The organism is Methanomicrobiales archaeon HGW-Methanomicrobiales-1 (assembly GCA_002839675.1).
Taxonomy (GTDB): domain Archaea; phylum Halobacteriota; class Methanomicrobia; order Methanomicrobiales; family Methanospirillaceae; genus Methanoregula.
In genome coordinates this window covers 383,251-400,544 of record PGYM01000002.1, presented here as the reverse complement: position 1 = coordinate 400,544, position 17,294 = coordinate 383,251, and the positions used below count along the sequence as shown (strand labels likewise).

The following is a 17,294-nucleotide window of genomic DNA, read 5'->3' as shown; positions in this document are numbered from 1 at the left end:
GACTATTCCATGGTCACATAGCGCACGATGGCATCTGTTGCTGCGGGAATATTTTTCCTGCCTTTTTCTGCGATTGTCTCCGCATCGCGTGTCGCGTCCCGTCTTAACTGTTCAACCCGGGCCTCGGCCAGACCTTTCTCCCGCCAGTATATCTCTTCAGACGCTTTTTTTCCTTCGGCGTCTGCGGTGCAGAGCAGGTTTTCGGCATCAGTTTTTGCTGCAGCAATGGATGCTTCCGTCCCGGCTTTCACATCCTCGATCTTTTTTGCCACATCCTGTTCTTTTTCCCGGATCTGTTGCAGCAGCGTCTTTTCCATTCCTTAACCCCCGTTACAGCCCGTGCCTGCGTTTCAGGATTGAGGTAACCCCGCATTGCGGTTCGCAGGATCCGGATTGTTTCCTCTCTTCTTCGGTCCGCCCGCTTCCCCGCAATTCACGTGCTTTCCGGGCTGCCTCTTCGATTCGCTGGCGGCATCTCCCGACGGTCGTGGTTTTCAGAGCATCAATTGCTTTGAGAATGTCCTGGACCATTGCGCTGAGATACCCCCGGATATATTAATTGGTTTATACCATCTGGTGTGAATAAATAGTTTCTTATATTTTATTGGGGGAAAAACGTGATTCGGTCGGGGCTTCCTGCGATTCTCACAGGAAATCATGCGGGCAGATCCTTTCCGGAACCACTGAAACTAAAAATCCCGTGCAGTCGGGAAAAAGGATAATTATGCAATGCCGAGATATGCCGGCACGAAAAGAATTACAAAGAAGACCAACATCAGGGCAAAACCAAGGGGTAAACCGTATCTCGCCCATTCTTTGCTGGTAATGCCCATTTTGCCTGCTGCAATAATATTGGGGATGTTACCGGGGATCAACATGCCTCCTGCGATAAGTAATCCCATTAACGCGCTTTTAATCTGGATCAGGGTGAGTTGCGGTCCGATCTCTGCGGCTGCAAGGGTTGCATTGTCGAGCACCGCAGACACGATGTTCACCCAGTAAAGGCCCTCTGACGGGATCTGGATGATATACTCAAGGATGAGCGGCTTGAATCCCTCGCCTAAAAAGACGAGGGCCATGATGAACAGGTAGACTTTTCCTGCGCGGATTACAACGTCGCGGATACTCTCGCGGACAAGGTTACACTCAAGTCCTTCATCGCCGGCTCCCTGTCGCCGTAAGTAAACCACCCCGAGAACCCCAAGTGCAAGGATACCGGGGATGATATAGATCCCCAGCAGATTGAAAAGGAACGTAAAACCCGCATGGTACGGATCACCGATCAGTTTTGAGACTGCGATCGTGGAGAGCGGCTCTCCGAGCGGGGTAAGGGCGGCTCCCAGGCCAATGGAAAAACAGGAGATCACGGTAACGCCGATCTTTTCCTGCCGCCCGAGCGGGAGTGCGCAGACAATTTCAACAAGAATGATGGCAGCAAGAATTGCCGAGATCACACTGGAAATGATCCCAAGACCGCAGATCAGGAAGAAGACGATGACAGAAAGGGGGATCCGGTCTACTATCGCCTGGATTGCGATCTTGATCTGCGTGTGGGCAAAATAAATGATCAATCCCATGATGAGCACGATCTGGACAATGCCGACAGGGATACCGGCAACTGTCGTGATCATGATCGGAGCGGAAAGTGCCTCGAGAACGATTGTCGTTGTCCACCCGAAGGTTTCCCCGTTCACTGCGGCAAAACTGGCCGCAGTCAGGGCCGCAGTTCCGCAGATGAACAGGAAGACCTCAAGATTTTCCTCTATTTTTCTGACTTTGAACGGCAGCACCAGTACGACGATGAAAATACAAACAAGCAGGATATTGACGATTAAGAGCTGTTCCATGGTAGTCTGTTCCTGTGCAGAGCGCCGTACAGAGCGCTGTTGATAGTAAGTATTCACCTGCCTATCACAAAACAGTGATCCTGCTCATTCCTGTGATCAGTCGAATATTGCCGGAAAAATTCCTTTTGGTATCTTACCGGGATTCTTACATCCCGGATTGAGAAACAATCCCCCGAACCCGGTTTTCCGAAACAGAGAATTTCGTTTCGGTAAATGTTCACTGATATTATTGAACCTCATCGGAATGTTCATCCATCTCTCTTCGAGAGATCCCCTCACCCTGCGAACAACACACAATCCATTTATCTCTTTCTTGCCAAAGTATCATCAGATGGAATTTATCCCGTCGGTTTTCAGGTACAAACGTCTTCTTTACCTGATGGTGCCAATTGTCGTGGAAATGGCTTTTTTTGAACGGTTCACTCGCGCCGGACTCTTCGGACCGGATGTAAAAAATCTTCAGGGACGATGGGATATTGCAAGTCTTGCCCGCCTTCTGGAACACAAGGACCCGGTTGTGCAGTACGAGGCGGCGGAAGCGCTGGGAAACCTCGGGGATGAAAAGGCGGTCGCGCCACTCATTAATGCATTAAAACGGGACGAGTTCAGCGGGGTGCGGTGGAAAGCGGCAGAAGCACTCTCGAAGATAGGAAATCCCGCAGTCGAGCCGCTCATTGCAGTCCTTCAGTACCCGGATGACGATGTCCGCTGGAAAGCGGCAATCGCCCTCGGTGAGATCGGGAACCCGGATGCCGTTGAACCCCTCATCCGGCTTCTTTCCGATGAAGACCGGTTTGTGAGAAGCCGGGCTGCCCACGCACTTAGTATGATCGGCGAACCGGCAATTCCCTCTCTCATGCATGCCCTCAAAAACGATGAACCAGGTGTGCGGTGGGGGGCCGCGCTGGCACTGGGGAAGATAAAAAATCCCCTTGCCGTTGAACCCCTGATCCTGGCACTTGCTGATGAGCAGGTGATGGTCAGGGCAGAAGCTGCGGCTGCGCTTGCTGCAATCGGTACTCCTGCGCTCGGCCCCCTGCTGGGTTTTTTAAAGAGTGCAAAGGGGGAGACCCGTATCGAAGTCATGACTGCGCTCGGGGAGCTTAAGAACGCAGATGCGATTGAGCCCCTTATCCAGCTTCTCGAAAATGCGGATGATAATGAGAGGAAGGCGATAGCCGATGCCATCGATGCAATCCTGATTCCGGCGGTCGGACCGCTGGTATGCAGGATACGGGAAGGAACCATAAAAAAGAAGGATAATACCATAAACTGAGGTTATCATGACACTGCAGAATTCCCAAGATGTCCCCGGCAAATCCGATGACCAGAAGATCGGGGATCTTATCGCTGCACTGGGAAACGCGTCTATCGATATCCGGCACGAGGCGGTACAGGCACTCGGGGAGTATGGTGCATGTGCGGTACCGTTCCTGGTAAAGGCACTTGCCGATGCTACGGACAATGATCACCGCTGGTACGCGGCAGTTGCCCTCTCCCGGATCGGCGGGCTGGCAATTGCATCCCTGATTGCTGCGATGAAGGTGAATAAGGAACCGGATTTCCGGCGCTATGCCGCAGCGGCTCTCGGGAATATGGGTGCACCTGCCGTTGAACCAATCATTGATGCAATGGCGAGCGATGATGCAGACCTGAGGGGCAATCTCTCGCGTGCGCTCTGCCGGATAGGAAAACCTGCGGTTGAGCCGCTCACCCGGCGGCTGGATGATGCCGATGCACTCCTCCGCACCTGTGCGTCGCTGACCCTTTGGCAGATGGGCGAGACGGGTATTCCTTCGATGGTGGAGAAGATTCAGGGTGAGAACGATAAGGCTTGAGCAGGGAACGATTTACTCACTCCTCTCGCCCCCATGAAATGAGAATAAGCCTTTTTTAAAACGCGATAAACCGAAGGGATAAATCTCCTCCCGGACCATCGTACCGGTAATGTTAGTGCTCTCGCCCGCGATGGAGGCGTATGAAAAGTCCCTCCTGGATGGTCTGCATCACGCGATAGCGATTGCAAAGGAAGCCCGTTCCCGGGGCCTCGACCCCTCTCTCGATGTCGAGATCCCCATTGCAAGCGATCTTGCCGACCGGGTGGAAGCCCTGCTCGGGATCAAGGGCGTTGCGGTGCGGATCCGTGAACTCGAAGCCCAGATGTCGCGTGAAGAGATTGCACTCCGTATCGGTGACGATTTTGTTGCCCGAAAGTTTGGCGAGACTTCGGTGAATGAAATCCTTGACCACTCCATCCGCGTGGCGATGGCCCTGCTCACGGAAGGTGTCGTGGCAGCACCGACAGAAGGTATTGCAAAGATCGAGCTCGGCAAGAACGACGACGGCAGCCAGTACCTGATGATCTTCTATGCCGGACCCATCCGGAGTGCCGGGGGGACGGCACAGGCACTTTCGGTGCTTGTCGGTGATTACGTGCGCCAGAAACTGGGCATCAACCGGTACATCCCAAGGGAGGTGGAGGTGGAACGATATATCGAGGAGATCCGGCAGTACAACTCGATCATGAACCTCCAGTATCTCCCGAGCGAGGCGGAGATCCGGCTGATTATCGAGAACTGCCCGGTTTGCATCGATGGCGAAGCCACCGAGCAGGAGGAAGTGTCGGGGCACCGTAATCTCGAACGTGTTGAGACCAACACGGTAAGGGGCGGGATGGCGCTTGTTATCGGGGAAGGTATCGCCGGCAAGGCCCGCAAGCTCAAGAGCCGGGTTGAGAAGATGCAGATGCAGGGCTGGGACTGGCTCGACAAACTCATCGCCGGTGCCTCGAAGTCCGGTGACGAGGAGAAATTTGTGGGTGTCAAGCCCCTCGACAAGTACCTCCGCGACCTGATTGGTGGGAGGCCGGTCTTTGCCTACCCGATGCGAAAAGGCGGATTCCGGCTCCGGTACGGCCGTTCGCGCAACACCGGGTTTGCCACAGCCGGCTTTCACCCGTCCACCCTGTATGTGCTGGGCGAGTTCCTTGCAACCGGCACCCAGATGAAGACCGAGCGGCCGGGCAAGGCCTGCGGGGTCGTGCCGGTGGATTCGATCGAAGGTCCGACCGTGCGCCTGACCAGTGGCGACGTGCTCAGGATCGATGACGAAGCCACGGCAAAGCGGCTCCAGCCCGTGATCGAGCGGATCCTTGACGTGGGAGAGATTCTTATCTCGTACGGGGAATTTTTAGAAAACAACCACCCGCTGGTACCTTCCGGCTACTGCGACGAGTGGTGGCTTCTCGACAGCGAACCGGGCACAAAATCCCCAAAAGACGAGGGGGAGGCGCTGGCATTTGCCCGGGCCGGGGGGTATCTCCATCCCGCTTACACGTGGTTCTGGGACGATATCACCATGGACCAGATCCGCACGCTTGCCGATGCGGTTGCGGGTACCGGGAAGATTGTCGATGACAATCTCCAGCTCCCGCTTGAACCGGTGACCAAGGATATTCTCGAAACCCTGCTCATCCCCCACATCGTGCGGGACGGGTACGTGAAGATCCAGCTGTACCCTGCATTCATCGCCTGCCTTGGGCTGGATGAATCGCTGAAGAAACGCGGTGTTGTCTGGGACAATGCCACGGATACCAACCAGCTTGACCTTGTCAAGCACCTTTCCGGGTTTAAGATGCGTTCGCGTTCGGGAACGCGGATTGGCGGGCGTATGGGTAGGCCGGGGAAATCCAAGCCCCGGAAGATGAATCCTCCCCCGCATGTCCTCTTCCCCCTCGGAGACACCGGGGGTGCCCGGCGGTCGTTCCAGTCCGCTTCGACTCATATCGAGCAGATGGACCAGAACGATACCGAGATCGGCATCCAGAAGGAGAGCGGGATCATCGAGATCGAAGTCGGCCGCCGGCGCTGCTCCCAGTGTGGGGAGATCACGTATCTCAACCGGTGCGACAAGTGCGGGGGGCATACTGTCGCAGTTTTCACCTGTACCAAGTGCGGGAGGGAAACTGATCTGCCCCGGTGTCCCGCATGTGACGGACAGGCCACCTGCTCCCAGCGGATCAAGCTGGATGTGAAAGGGGAATATGCCAAGGTGATGGCCCGTCTCGGGATGAAAACCGATGCGGTCGCGCTCGTCAAGGGAGTCAAGGGCATGATCTCGAAGGAGAAGTCCGTCGAGGCTATGGAGAAGGGGGTTCTGCGAGGGATCCAGAACATCTGGGTCTTTAAGGATGGGACTACGCGGTTTGACATGATCGACCTGCCCCTCACCCACATCCGTCCCGATGAAGTGCGGGTGCCGGTCGAGAAACTCCGATCGCTGGGCTACACCAAAGACACGCACGGATATGATCTCCAGAATGGCAAACAAGTGGTCGAGCTCCATGCACAGGATCTCCTTGTCTCGGATTCCTGCGCCGAGTACATGGTGAGCGTGGCAAAGTTCATGGACGACCTGCTGGTGAAAGTCTACGGCCTTCCCCCGTTCTACAACATCGAGAAACCCGATGATCTCGTGGGGCATCTCGTTATTGGCCTTGCCCCCCACACGAGTGCCGGGGTGCTTGCTCGGATCATCGGGTTCACCCGGGCAGATGTAGGCTATGCCCACCCATTCTTCCACGCGGCCAAGCGGCGAAACTGTTTCTTTGGCGATACGATGATCGAGGTGTATGATGGGAAGTTATGGGCCCGGCACCCTATCCGGAAGTTCGTGCTGGAAAATTTCGATGTGAGCCGCCCGGGTCTCGACCAGCTCGGAACCTATTACTCGGACCCGGCCCGCCCGTATTTCACCCGCGCCATCGATACGAATGGCGTGATGCATATCCGGAAGGTCACGACGGTCTCCATTCATCGCTCCCCGGCTACCCTGCTCCGGATCACGACTGCGCTTGGAAAGGATATCGCTGTCACCCCCGATCACGCGATGCTTGTCTGGGATACTGCGTATCTCAGGAAGATACGGGCGCTCGAACTTAAGGTCGGGGACGCGTTGCCGGTGCTGGAGGGCATGAATGTTATTTCGGATCGCATCCGTGCCATCGATATCGTGCCGGCCCCAGAGGAACGGGTTTACTGCCTGACCGTTGCCGACGACCATACCCTAGTGGCAAACGGGATCTTCACCGGCCAGTGCGATGGCGATGAGGACTGCATCATGCTCCTGTTGGACGGGCTGATCAACTTCTCGCGCTCGTTCCTTCCCCAGAACCGGGGCGGGTCGATGGATGCCCCGCTCGTGCTGACGAGCCGAATCGATCCTGCCCAGATCGACAAGGAAGCCCTGAACGTCGATGTTTGCGATCACTACCCGATCGAAGTCTACACCGGGGCCCTCAACTATATCGAGCCCAAGACGATTGTAAAACTCATTGACCGGGTCGAGAACCGTATCGGCACTCCTGCCCAGCTCGAAGGGTTCCAGTTCACCCACGACACCTCGGATATCTCATCCGGTCCTATCGAATCGATGTACACCCAGCTCAAGTCGATGACCGACAAGCTCGAGGCCGAACTGGTGCTGGCAGAGAAGATCCGGGCGGTTGATGCTGACGATGTTGCGGAGCGTGTGCTCAACACGCACTTCATCCGGGACCTGATGGGTAACCTGTCGGCGTTCTCGAAGCAGAAGTGCCGGTGCACGAAGTGCAACACGAGCTACCGCAGGATGCCGCTTTCGGGCAAGTGCGTCAAGTTCAAGGGCAAGCACCCGTGCAATGGCAACATCATCGCCACGGTGCACGAAGGCTCGGTAAAGAAGTATCTCGAGATGTCCCGCGAGATCTGCCGGAAGTACAAGGTCTCGGAGTACACCAAGCAGCGGGTCGAAGTTATCGATCTTGCGATCCAGTCCACGTTCGGCGAGGAGAAGGAGCAGCAGCTGGGCTTGGCGGATTTTATGTGATCAGGTGAGCTTATTTATTCCCCTCGCCAACATTATTCCACACCAAGCGGGGATAGCCAAGCCTGGCCAACGGCGATAGACTCAAGATCTATTCTCGAAGGAGTTCGTCGGTTCGAATCCGGCTCCCCGCATTTTCTGTTCTCATAATTTTTTTCGGAAGTTCACTTGTCCGTAAACGTAATCGCGACGTCAGGACAGATACATTCTGGCAGCCCCTGATTCGTTAGATGTTTAGCGCGTACCGAAATCCTCAACATCGGCAAAAGGGAATGTATGGTAGGAATATATCGCCAGCAGCTTTGCCACACCTTGAAGCAACCATCCCGTAACTATGTTGTGGCATGACGAATGTTCTTCCGGTCAGACGAGTGGAAAAGCCGAACAGGTACGTACATGGATCCTAGTCTATTCATCCAGGGAATGATCATCGGCCTCACGCTTGCTGTACCCGTGGGTCCGATTGCTCTCATGTGTATCCAGCGGGCAGTTACTGATGGCAGGTTTCACGGGATCGTATCGGGTATCGGGGTGGCAACGGCTGATTCGTTTTATGCCGGCGTCACTTTTTTCGGCCTGACTGCCATATCCGGGCTGATCATTGCTCACCAGTTCTCCCTCCGGCTCGCTGCCGGCGTGGTATTGATACTTGTCGGGATACGCATCATCCTCATAATACCTGCACCCCTCACGGTGAAAACCGAACATGAAACATACGTCAAGGATTACCTTTCTATGGTTGCCATCGCGATCGCCAACCCTTTAACGCTCATTTTCTTTGTTGCAATCCTGCCCGGCTTTGGCGTGGTATTTTATGAAAATTCTCTTCTGTCCGCATCGGAGTTTGTCGGGGGTGTTTTTTTTGGCTCAACACTCTGGTGGATCATTCTCTGCGGATCGATAGGTTCGGTCCGTTCCCGCATCAGTGCTGAGAAACTGAGGTTTATCAACCGGATATCCGGGGTGATGATTGTCTGCTTTGGTGTGGGGATGCTGGTTCTGCTTGCACTACCTTACGTGCAGGGATAGGATGAGGATTGAGATCGATTCTGGTGTGCAGTAATCTTCGGAATTGCTCCGGATAACGGTCAGATCGCCCGTCCAAGGTTTTCTGTGCCTTACTCACGAGAGAACGCTTATCCATTCGGTAATCGAAAAAGTGATCGGATCTTCAATAAAGAATTTTGGACCTATTGTCGGGATAAAAACCGTTTGGTATTCAATTAACTTGCCCAAAAAAGATCAGAGCGATCTGATGATCACTTCGTATTGTTTGATCACCAGAGTGTTGGTTGGTGGCAGGTTATACGTCAGTATCGATCCCGTACCTGGCGTTCCACTTACCAGTGTCATGCCCTGTGTTTTCTGGAAATAGTTATCCCACGCTATCGAGTAATCCTGTGTCGGGTCTGGGGTGTATTCCAGAGTTACTATATCTCCTGCTGGGAGGCTTTCAATTCTGAATTGCGTCTCTCCTAGGGCCATCTGGACGGTTCCCACTCCTGTCCGAGATAGTATGTCGGTGCTGGTAATATTGACAAGATTAATGACCATGGTATTCGTCTGGCTGTCATGGAACCACCGTGGCTCAGCGAGCATTACCGATCCCGGCTCCGCGTGTGGGCGTTTTACGACCGCTCCATTCTGGAGAGATATGTCCGTGCCGGCAGACGCAGAGGAGTACATCAGATCCCCGGAATGGAAGGAATCCACGTAAATGGTAGTGGAGTTGTATATTTTTATCGACGATGTTGCAGGAGTATATCCCGAACCGAATACCGCCAGCGTCCCGCCCCCGATCTTTAAGGATGTTTCCTTGTAAGGCACAGCCTTATACGCGAGACTTTTTACGTCGTTTTGCAATACGATTATGTTCTTTTCCATGATCTGTTCATCTGCACTTGTCTGCTGTTGGAGCAGCATCGGGTAACCGTAGAGTGTTACCATCCCGATACCGGCTATTACAATAGTGAATATGAGAAGAAACCCGATTGATTCGGATACTCCTGCAGTGCATGAAATCCGGTTTTTACCCGTCATTAAAACCCTCTTGAATCAAAGCTTATCATATTCAGTCCCGTGCCGGTAGTATTTCCCATTGCCCTTTGGGTAGAACCGATACCGGCAATCGCTACATTGGTGGTAATCATGCCTCCCGAGACTGTGACGGTCTGGGTTGTTGGATCACTCCCGACAGTATTTCCGATCTCAACATAATACCCCCTTCCCGCGACATCATCCGGGATATCGAACCGTGAGGTAATATTCCCAGTGACGGGGGCGATGGCATACGTGTCAACAATCCTGGTGGAGATACCGTTACTAATATCGGTAAATGCTGAATACGTGAGAGTGTTCACCGGCCCCTGCATGAAATTTGCATTGACTAAAAGCAGCATCACCACAAAGAGGATCATCAGGATTCCGGAAATCAGGATGTACTCTATCATCGTTGCCACGCCGGCGTCGTCACTATCAAGGTTCCTAAGGTGATCTCCAGTCCTCATTATATTCCACCACCCCGTTGTTGTAATGGATTTCACCATAGGTAAATCCCTCACTCGTGGTATTTGAGAATAATACCACCGCATTCTGCCGGCCCAATGACATAGTATGGATATCTTTCTGCACGTTCGTTTTGTTTTTGAATGGATCGGTGTCATCCATATAAGCAGTCTGAATGATCACGTCACGAATGCCCCTGATATCATGTTTCGGGAATTCCAGTACGGCCTCCGCGGTTGTCTGTCCAACTACTGTTGACTGGTTGAGAACGATCGCAATGAAGAACAGGCTGAAACTCACGACAAATCCCATTAGCACTATCCACTGTGCATCATCTTTTAATCCCGCCATAAGAGTACCTCCACGAGAACGGCATGTTTCCCTGAACAGGAGAGGGCAGAACAATCGGGAAATCGTTTTTCGACAATTACCCACTCGGAAACACGTACGGGATGTTCCCCTCCAACAAGTGGGCGCCCGGAATTACTCAGGCTGGTACTGTTGATGGATCCGGTCAAATCTGCGTAGGTCACATTTGCTGCAAACTGGACATGATCCCGGTCAGTTCCGGTCTTGTTATTGACGATATTAAGAAACATTTCACTGAATGTTTCGGAACGATCCTGTTCAACAATTGTCTGAAGGGGGCTTTTTACGATTGTACTGTTGGGTGCAGTGTTCATCATCTTCAGGGCATCATTTCCCAGTACTTCCAGCTGCATATCGCTGATGTGGGTATCTCCCGCAGTGTATACCGATGTGCTGTTGACAACAATGAATGCGGTCAGGAGCATAATCAGGCCCGCGGCGATGCCCTCGATGGTATATAGCTGGCCCGAATCGTTTACCATACCGCCACCTCCATGACTGCATCGTTGAGAGTCGGCTGGGTCACATTTGTCGGAATGTAATTGTAATCAAAGGGGCTTTTTGTAGTGGAATTCAGGTACTGCTGGCCGAACGGATAATCAATGGTAGAGTCGAGCCCGAAGGTCAGGTTGATATAGATAGTATCTGTGGGGGATGCGTACTTGAAAAATGACGGCTGGAATATCATAGAGATATTCTCCACAACCCCGGGACGTGGTTGCGGCAGCGGGCGGGTCGCAACTGGTTTTCCATCCATGTAGAGATACGTGGTCACATCATTCACGGCCAGATCGTTGAGTGTTGTTTCCCCGTACGATGATTTGTAAAACCGGATCTGGGTCAGATTTGCAGTTGCGTATTTATTTTCTGGAATTCCGGGTGGCCGGACCGGAATGGCATTCAGACCGGATATATTGATAATAATCCGATCCTTCTGCGGATTGATCTGGTATGCGGAATCTGTGATATCCCCCTTGAGGAGTTTCGTACCATCGATCTGCATGGAGAACTGGTGGTATGAAACGTTCTCTGAATTGTTAAATCCAAACTCCCGGATCATGCGGGAATCAATGGTAGTATTGCTCGAGGATTTGATCTTCACATCCCTGCGGATATACCCATAGGGGTAATTGTCCGGCACAACGTCTCCAATAGAGAGGAGTCCCTCGCCGACCACCATGAGGGAAACATTGAACCGGTAGGGGTTGTCCCCGAAGATCACGCGTGGACGATAATCATCGGGATAGGAATATACCGTAGAGCAGAAAAAACGGTTCACTTTATTTTTATCGAGGATATGGGGGGAATCTTTTGTAATGGCAAACCCGAACCGTTTAATATCCACTTTATTACTGTCTGCCAGGAATTCCCACGCGTTACTGTCAACGGGTGGTCCTGCCGGGTTGCCCGGATCTTCGACAAGAATTACACTGGTCCGGTAAGCTATCGCATCGTAATCGATCGTGCTGGATTTCAATCCAATAAACAGGCCCGGTACCATGGTTGCCACCCAGATAAAGGCAATCATGAATATCGTGAAACCTGTCAGGAAATCTATCGACATTATCCCGGAATCGTCAGTCATGGGATGATTTCAACGCCCCTGTCTTCGCATCAAATTCCATGACTCGTGTAGCCCCATTTCCTGAAACGGTAAGGGTATAGTTATCCATCGAGAGTGCAAGATCCCGGGACCCTGTCAGGTTTTCACCCGGGTTCCTGATAATCGCCGCCCGGTTCTTCAGGAAAAGATCTTCTGGTGTGATGATCGAATTCATCTGAATCTCCCTCTGGGGGAAGACCCCAGTCCAGGCAACGATGGTTCTGCCTTGTGGGTCATAGGTGACAATGGATGTGCTGGTGTTGTGGCGCACCGCAAATGTCCAACTAACGGTCTTTCCCTCCTCGTCAAGACCGATTCCTCTGGCGAATAGGATCTGGTTTTTTGGGGAGGGATTTACTGCACTGTCGTTCCCGGTGTTGAACTGAAGGTTAGTAAGATCGGCAGTAATTTCCCTGAAACTAAGCATTGCCTTTTGTTCCTGAGTTATGGTCTCGGTCCGGAACCCGAAATCGGAAACCGTTCCGGTCTCATTTTGGGGAGAGGCGGGTGGCTGCGTACTGCAACCGATGGTAAAACAGGTAGCAAGTACGAGGATAAGTGAAAATAAGACTGTAAGATGCTTTCGGGCCGTTGTGCTCATGTATGCTTCTCATGCTTTTTTGTGGTGATGAACTATTTATGTTGATTCATCTGCTTGAATTTTTGTACGCTCCTGCAAGGCAACACTCGGGTGGGCAAACACTGATTAAGGTAACAAAACTCATCATTTTGCAAATTTGACAAAAAATATGACTTTTTTCAATATAAAAAAATATAAATACTCAAAAATATAATGTATCGCTCAGGAAGGGATCAGGTTTGAAGATCCACCGCATAATTCTGATTGCACTTGGCTTGTTTTTCATGGTGAGCATCACAGCCGCCGCAGACCTGACCCCCTCGACTATGGTCAGCTCAAATCTCGGCTGGATTATTGCAAACGGTAACGATCAGGTTACCATTATCGTTCACGTCATGCAAGGGTCGCCTGCAACGGATGTGTCCGGAGCGAATGTCGTCTTCTCCCTTGTGGGCGATTCACAGGATTTGGGAACACTATCTTCCCCGTCTGCAACAACCGGCATTGACGGTATCGCACAAACCGTGTTCCGGAGCAAGACCAAGAGCGGGACGGTGACCATCAATGCCACCGTTACCTCCACTGATGGGACGATATTACCTATCAGCTGTACCCAGCGAATTGATCACGATATTCCATCGGGAGCAGTAGTTGATTACCCGCTCAAAGTGACAGCGGGTTCAGTCACCCAAATCGTTATCCCACTTACAGACATTTCGAATAATCCCGTTGATAATAAAAACACGGCAGAAATCCACAATATCGTTCTCCATATGTCAGGCGACGGGGGCGCAGGCTTCCTGCAGGGCACGGAATATGTGCAGGATCTGACAGTTCCAACAGATGGGGGAGGGAATGCTTCTGTGGATCTTCGGGTCTCAACACTTGCCGGGCCAAATAACATCCAGATCTACCCAATCGGATCATATCTGGGAGGCCTGGTCACTATCACGGGCGTAGCGGACAGCGATCCGTGTTATCTGGTCCAGCTGCACCCCTCTCCTTCGTCTTGGCCTGCCGATGGCAAGGATCCAGAGCACAGTTTTATCTTTTACTGGACGGTTCTGGATAAAAATCACAATCCTATTGGATATGCAGATCTCTGGGTCACGACATCCAAGCCAGGGGAAGAAGTCCATCTGATTACGGGTCCCGATGGTATCGCTTCCACACCTTATGGTGCGAAGAGCATCGCCGGTATATACACCATTACAGCCACGCCAGTTGTTCCCGGAACAACTACTGCAATGAATGCAACGCTTCTTTGTACTGATACACTTGAGTCTGGCTTCTGCAGTCAGACTGTAGAATTTACCGCCTTGGACCCGGTTGACATGTTCCTGACAGCAAGCCCCCAGACAATGGTCAGCATGGATGTTGACGGGGCAAAACCGGTTGATGTCAAAGCCCGGGTGGTAGATGTCTCGGGCAATGCAGTCAAGGGAGAGACCGTCATTTTCACGAAGTCTGCCGACACGCTTACCTACACGAAGCCTGATGGCACTCTAGGCACGTTCGCGGAAACCGTTTCATCATCACTTACCCCTCCAACTACGGTCACCACTGCGATGGACAGCGGTTATGCAACTGTTCAGTTCCTACCGGGAACCTTTGCCAAGAAGGGAGAGACAGGGTACGATGAGGCAGCAACGGGATCCTGTAAAGTGACAGCTACATGGACTAATGGGAAGACCGGCGAGGTAAAGACCCGGGAGATCACGTTTGTCTGGAAGAATTATCCGTTTCTTACTGTTGAATCGGAGATTGATAACTTGGATCCCAATGTGGGGGATATCATCAATGTCAAGATCTGGATCAAGGGGACCGGCGCAGCACTCCAGCCAAAGCCAATCGATGTCGTGCTCTGTAATGACCGGTCAGGGAGCATGCTGCTGGATTATCCTGATAGGATGGTCCAGGCCAAGGATGCGGCTTTGACTTTTTCCTCAAAACTAACGGAAGGAAAGGATCATATCGGGCTTGTATCCTTTGGTGATAATGATGGAGAATCCGGTTGGGCGAAACTGGCACCGACTAAATCGGGAAGCTCATGGAGCTGGGATCATGTGTATGGTAGCTGGTATTGGGTAGCCGACGATTCAGCTTATGAGTGTGGCAACGGTTGTCCCGGGTATTATTACAACAAATATGATCCAGCTTCCCCCCACCAGCTCTACCTCAACGCTCACTACAATGCAGGGAAACCGAAGGATTACGGGGATAATGTTTACGCGAGCAATGATCTCGTTCTGAACTTGCATACCCTGACAGAGGTAACTGGAGGTCTCGACGGAATTGTACCTGCCGGGGGAACTCCAACACGTGAAGGACTGTACAATGCGGTTTCGCAGTTTCCTGCTTACTCGACAGAGAGACCCGTAAGAGCGATCATCCTGCTGACGGATGGTAAATGGAATACCGGGGGAGATCCCGAAAGTATAAAGACATCTCCCTCGATCAAGTCATTCCCCGATGTCGGAACAGGCAGTATTATTGCATGGGCAAATAGCAAAAAAATAAAGATATTCACTATCGGCCTTGGATCTGATGTGAGTAGTGATGAACTGACCCGGTACGCCACGGATACCGGAGGTAAATACTACCCGGCCAGCGATCCCACTCAACTGGCGACCATCTACACAGATATTGCCGGGGCGCTGAACGAGCAGGCTGGCGGACAGACCCAGCTGAAAGCCGACTTCGGTAAAATCACCGTTGACGGAAATGCTGTTACCGGTGATGCAGTAGATGAATATCTTGAATATGTGTACAATCCTGGCGGAGGAGCCTCATCCTCAACACTGGTGAAAAAGTACACAGAGGTCCCGGTTATTCCCCCGAAGAACCAGTATTATGAATACGTACGTGACGATACCGGCAACTGGACGAACCCTACCCTTATCCCAGGGCTGACCCCAAAGCAACTGGACTTCGATGTAGGTAAGATAATCCTGAATGATATCTGGATGGCAAACATCCAGTTCGAGATGAAAAAGGCTGGTGCGATTGGGATCTTTGGCGATCAGAGTCCAGTCACCTTCATCGACACGGTCACCGGTAAAAGCCAGACGGTAACTGTGCCATCCAAAATATGGACAATTCATCCGGGTCAAGCGGATAATCCTTTCGGGACACCAACAACCCTCACGGTGACAGATGTGCTGGTTACGCCCGTTGCAACGGATCCGAACCTCATGACGGTGTCATGGAAGATTGGATATGACGGGGACAAACACTTGAACGAGAAGCTGTTGTACTGTTCCGAGACCAGTTCAAATCCTGTTTCCTGCGCAGCATCTCAAAATTTATGGCCGGCATATGCAAATCTACTGATTTCACCCCCCGCTGGCAATAGCGGCACATACTCATTCGTAATTGATACCAGCACCTTGAAACCGGGGGATATCTACCGGATAACCGTACGGGCCTCAGAATCCACACCGGGGGGAAAAGAAAATTCCGGTTCTGCCCTCTATTCGAAAGGTGATGTATCAACAAGGGCGTTTATCAAGCTGGAATAATATTCTTATTTGTTCAATCCTTTTTTTTCATCATATGATGGATGTATTTCTGATAATTTTTTATGTTATTGATATCGAAAAAATAAATTTCTCCTGTTGCCCAGCTACGGCACAATCTTCGTTATCGGGATCTCCAGGATATCTTCTGCCCCACACGCCTTGAGCCGGGGGATCAGCTGGTTCACCATATTTTTCTGCACAACCGTCTGGATACTGTAATAATCGATCCCATGGAGCTGGCTCACCGTCGGCTTTTTCATTGCTGGCAGGGCTGCAACAATCTTCTCCATCGATGCAGAAGGAACGTTCATGGTCAGGAGCACCTTGTTTCTTGCTTCAATGACGCCAAAGAGCAGCGTCCGGATCTCTTCGATCTCCCGACGCTTCACCGGGTCTGCCCAGCTTGCCTTGTTCGCACAGATCACCGTGTGGGACTCCATGATCTGCCCGATGATCTTCAGCCCGTTCTTGCGCAACGTGGTGCCGGTCTCGGTCAGGTCGACAACAACATCCATGAGATCGGGGACTTTTGCCTCAGATGCACCGAATGAATGGAACATCTGGACGGGAATTTTCAGATCTTCGAAAAACTTCCTCGTGAGCTCAGGGTATTCGGTCGTCACCCGGCTGTTCGGGCGGATCTGGGAGACATTTTCGATGGGCTCGTCACGGTGGACCGCGATCACGATCTTTACGTTGCCTTCCCCGGTCTTGCTGTACGAGAGGTTGGCCACCTCCACGACATCCGAGTTGGTCTCGTTCACCCAGTCAAGACCAGAGATGCCTATATCAAAATAGCCCTTCTCCACGTACGTGGGGATCTCCTGCGGGCGCAGGATCTTGATCTTGCCGATCCGATCATCAGCAATGCGGGGATTGTAATCGCGGTCCGTGCGCTTGACCTCAAGGTCTGCTTCCTTGAAGAGCTGGAGTGTCTGTGCTTCAAGGCTGCCTTTCGGGAGTGCGATGGTAATCATACCGTATACTCTTCGCGGTAAAAAGAATAA

At 52.1% G+C, this 17,294-nt stretch carries 15 protein-coding genes and 1 tRNA gene; 6 read left to right on the top strand and 10 right to left on the bottom strand.

Translation table 11 applies throughout. The annotated features are described in order from the left end of the window. Positions 1-2: 2 nt before the first annotated feature. From CVV30_08355 to CVV30_08345, 3 genes are all read right to left on the bottom strand, one after another. Entirely contained in the window at positions 3-317 is a 315-nt protein-coding gene (locus tag CVV30_08355; GenBank protein ID PKL69555.1) for a hypothetical protein, read from the bottom strand. Positions 318-330: 13 nt separating this feature from the next. Further along, on the bottom strand, positions 331-531 hold the full coding sequence (locus tag CVV30_08350; GenBank protein PKL69554.1) for a hypothetical protein: 201 nt from the start codon (positions 529-531) through the stop codon (positions 331-333). Between the two features lie 191 nt (positions 532-722). Continuing rightward, positions 723-1,847: a cation transporter gene (locus tag CVV30_08345; GenBank protein PKL69553.1), complete on the bottom strand. Its 1,125-nt coding sequence runs from the start codon at positions 1,845-1,847 to the stop codon at positions 723-725. Between the two features lie 229 nt (positions 1,848-2,076). Between CVV30_08345 and CVV30_08340 the strand changes: the two genes are divergently transcribed. From CVV30_08340 to CVV30_08320, 5 genes are all read left to right on the top strand, one after another. Next, on the top strand, positions 2,077-3,123 hold the full coding sequence (locus tag CVV30_08340) for a hypothetical protein (protein ID PKL69552.1): 1,047 nt from the start codon (positions 2,077-2,079) through the stop codon (positions 3,121-3,123). A 7-nt stretch (positions 3,124-3,130) separates the two neighbouring features. Then, positions 3,131-3,685 (top strand): PBS lyase, encoded by a 555-nt coding sequence (locus CVV30_08335; protein PKL69551.1) that lies wholly within the window; start codon positions 3,131-3,133, stop codon positions 3,683-3,685. Between the two features lie 109 nt (positions 3,686-3,794). Beyond that, positions 3,795-7,712 (top strand): DNA polymerase II large subunit, encoded by a 3,918-nt coding sequence (polC, locus tag CVV30_08330; GenBank protein ID PKL69550.1) that lies wholly within the window; start codon positions 3,795-3,797, stop codon positions 7,710-7,712. A 46-nt stretch (positions 7,713-7,758) separates the two neighbouring features. Beyond that, positions 7,759-7,843: transfer RNA gene (locus CVV30_08325), tRNA-Leu, on the top strand. 217 nt (positions 7,844-8,060) lie between these two features. Continuing rightward, positions 8,061-8,738 carry a lysine transporter LysE gene (locus CVV30_08320; GenBank protein PKL69549.1) on the top strand — a complete coding sequence of 226 codons (678 nt, stop codon included), beginning with the start codon at positions 8,061-8,063 and terminating at the stop codon, positions 8,736-8,738. Positions 8,739-8,951: 213 nt separating this feature from the next. Here CVV30_08320 and CVV30_08315 read toward each other — a convergent pair whose 3' ends face one another. From CVV30_08315 to CVV30_08290, 6 genes are read right to left on the bottom strand one after another with little or no spacing between them, the layout of a single operon-like run. Then, positions 8,952-9,749 carry a hypothetical protein gene (locus tag CVV30_08315; protein ID PKL69548.1) on the bottom strand — a complete coding sequence of 266 codons (798 nt, stop codon included), beginning with the start codon at positions 9,747-9,749 and terminating at the stop codon, positions 8,952-8,954. Next, on the bottom strand, positions 9,749-10,216 hold the full coding sequence (locus CVV30_08310; protein ID PKL69547.1) for a hypothetical protein: 468 nt from the start codon (positions 10,214-10,216) through the stop codon (positions 9,749-9,751). The genes CVV30_08315 and CVV30_08310 overlap by 1 nt, the downstream gene beginning before the upstream one ends. Further along, a complete protein-coding gene (locus CVV30_08305) occupies positions 10,194-10,565 on the bottom strand; it encodes a hypothetical protein (protein ID PKL69546.1) in 372 nt (123 codons plus the stop codon). Before CVV30_08305 ends, CVV30_08310 begins: the two co-directional genes overlap by 23 nt. Further along, entirely contained in the window at positions 10,553-11,065 is a 513-nt protein-coding gene (locus CVV30_08300) for a hypothetical protein (GenBank protein ID PKL69545.1), read from the bottom strand. Before CVV30_08300 ends, CVV30_08305 begins: the two co-directional genes overlap by 13 nt. Further along, the gene (locus CVV30_08295) at positions 11,059-12,168 is read right to left on the bottom strand and encodes a hypothetical protein (protein PKL69544.1); all 1,110 of its coding nucleotides are present in this window, start codon (positions 12,166-12,168) and stop codon (positions 11,059-11,061) included. The genes CVV30_08300 and CVV30_08295 overlap by 7 nt, the downstream gene beginning before the upstream one ends. After that, positions 12,161-12,787: a hypothetical protein gene (locus tag CVV30_08290; GenBank protein ID PKL69543.1), complete on the bottom strand. Its 627-nt coding sequence runs from the start codon at positions 12,785-12,787 to the stop codon at positions 12,161-12,163. The genes CVV30_08295 and CVV30_08290 overlap by 8 nt, the downstream gene beginning before the upstream one ends. A gap of 218 nt (positions 12,788-13,005) precedes the next feature. On the opposite strand from CVV30_08290, the gene CVV30_08285 reads away from it, so the two are divergent. Next, positions 13,006-16,287, top strand: a complete 3,282-nt coding sequence (locus CVV30_08285) for a hypothetical protein (protein ID PKL69542.1) — start codon at positions 13,006-13,008, stop codon at positions 16,285-16,287. 104 nt (positions 16,288-16,391) lie between these two features. Here CVV30_08285 and CVV30_08280 read toward each other — a convergent pair whose 3' ends face one another. After that, positions 16,392-17,264 carry an ATP phosphoribosyltransferase gene (locus CVV30_08280; protein PKL69541.1) on the bottom strand — a complete coding sequence of 291 codons (873 nt, stop codon included), beginning with the start codon at positions 17,262-17,264 and terminating at the stop codon, positions 16,392-16,394. Between the last annotated feature and the right edge of the window lie 30 nt (positions 17,265-17,294).

What these genes read in the sequence shown, in the direction of transcription:
- CVV30_08355 (PKL69555.1), bottom strand. Translation starts at nt 317, where the DNA reads ATGGAAAAGACGCTGCTGCAACAGATCCGGGAAAAAGAACAGGATGTG.
- CVV30_08350 (PKL69554.1), bottom strand. Translation starts at nt 531, where the DNA reads ATGGTCCAGGACATTCTCAAAGCAATTGATGCTCTGAAAACCACGACC.
- CVV30_08345 (PKL69553.1), bottom strand. Translation starts at nt 1,847, where the DNA reads ATGGAACAGCTCTTAATCGTCAATATCCTGCTTGTTTGTATTTTCATC.
- CVV30_08335 (PKL69551.1), top strand. Translation starts at nt 3,131, where the DNA reads ATGACACTGCAGAATTCCCAAGATGTCCCCGGCAAATCCGATGACCAG.
- polC (PKL69550.1), top strand. Translation starts at nt 3,795, where the DNA reads ATGTTAGTGCTCTCGCCCGCGATGGAGGCGTATGAAAAGTCCCTCCTG.
- CVV30_08320 (PKL69549.1), top strand. Translation starts at nt 8,061, where the DNA reads ATGTTCTTCCGGTCAGACGAGTGGAAAAGCCGAACAGGTACGTACATG.
- CVV30_08315 (PKL69548.1), bottom strand. Translation starts at nt 9,749, where the DNA reads ATGACGGGTAAAAACCGGATTTCATGCACTGCAGGAGTATCCGAATCA.
- CVV30_08310 (PKL69547.1), bottom strand. Translation starts at nt 10,216, where the DNA reads ATGAGGACTGGAGATCACCTTAGGAACCTTGATAGTGACGACGCCGGC.
- CVV30_08305 (PKL69546.1), bottom strand. Translation starts at nt 10,565, where the DNA reads ATGGCGGGATTAAAAGATGATGCACAGTGGATAGTGCTAATGGGATTT.
- CVV30_08300 (PKL69545.1), bottom strand. Translation starts at nt 11,065, where the DNA reads ATGGTAAACGATTCGGGCCAGCTATATACCATCGAGGGCATCGCCGCG.
- CVV30_08295 (PKL69544.1), bottom strand. Translation starts at nt 12,168, where the DNA reads ATGACTGACGATTCCGGGATAATGTCGATAGATTTCCTGACAGGTTTC.
- CVV30_08290 (PKL69543.1), bottom strand. Translation starts at nt 12,787, where the DNA reads ATGAGCACAACGGCCCGAAAGCATCTTACAGTCTTATTTTCACTTATC.
- CVV30_08280 (PKL69541.1), bottom strand. Translation starts at nt 17,264, where the DNA reads ATGATTACCATCGCACTCCCGAAAGGCAGCCTTGAAGCACAGACACTC.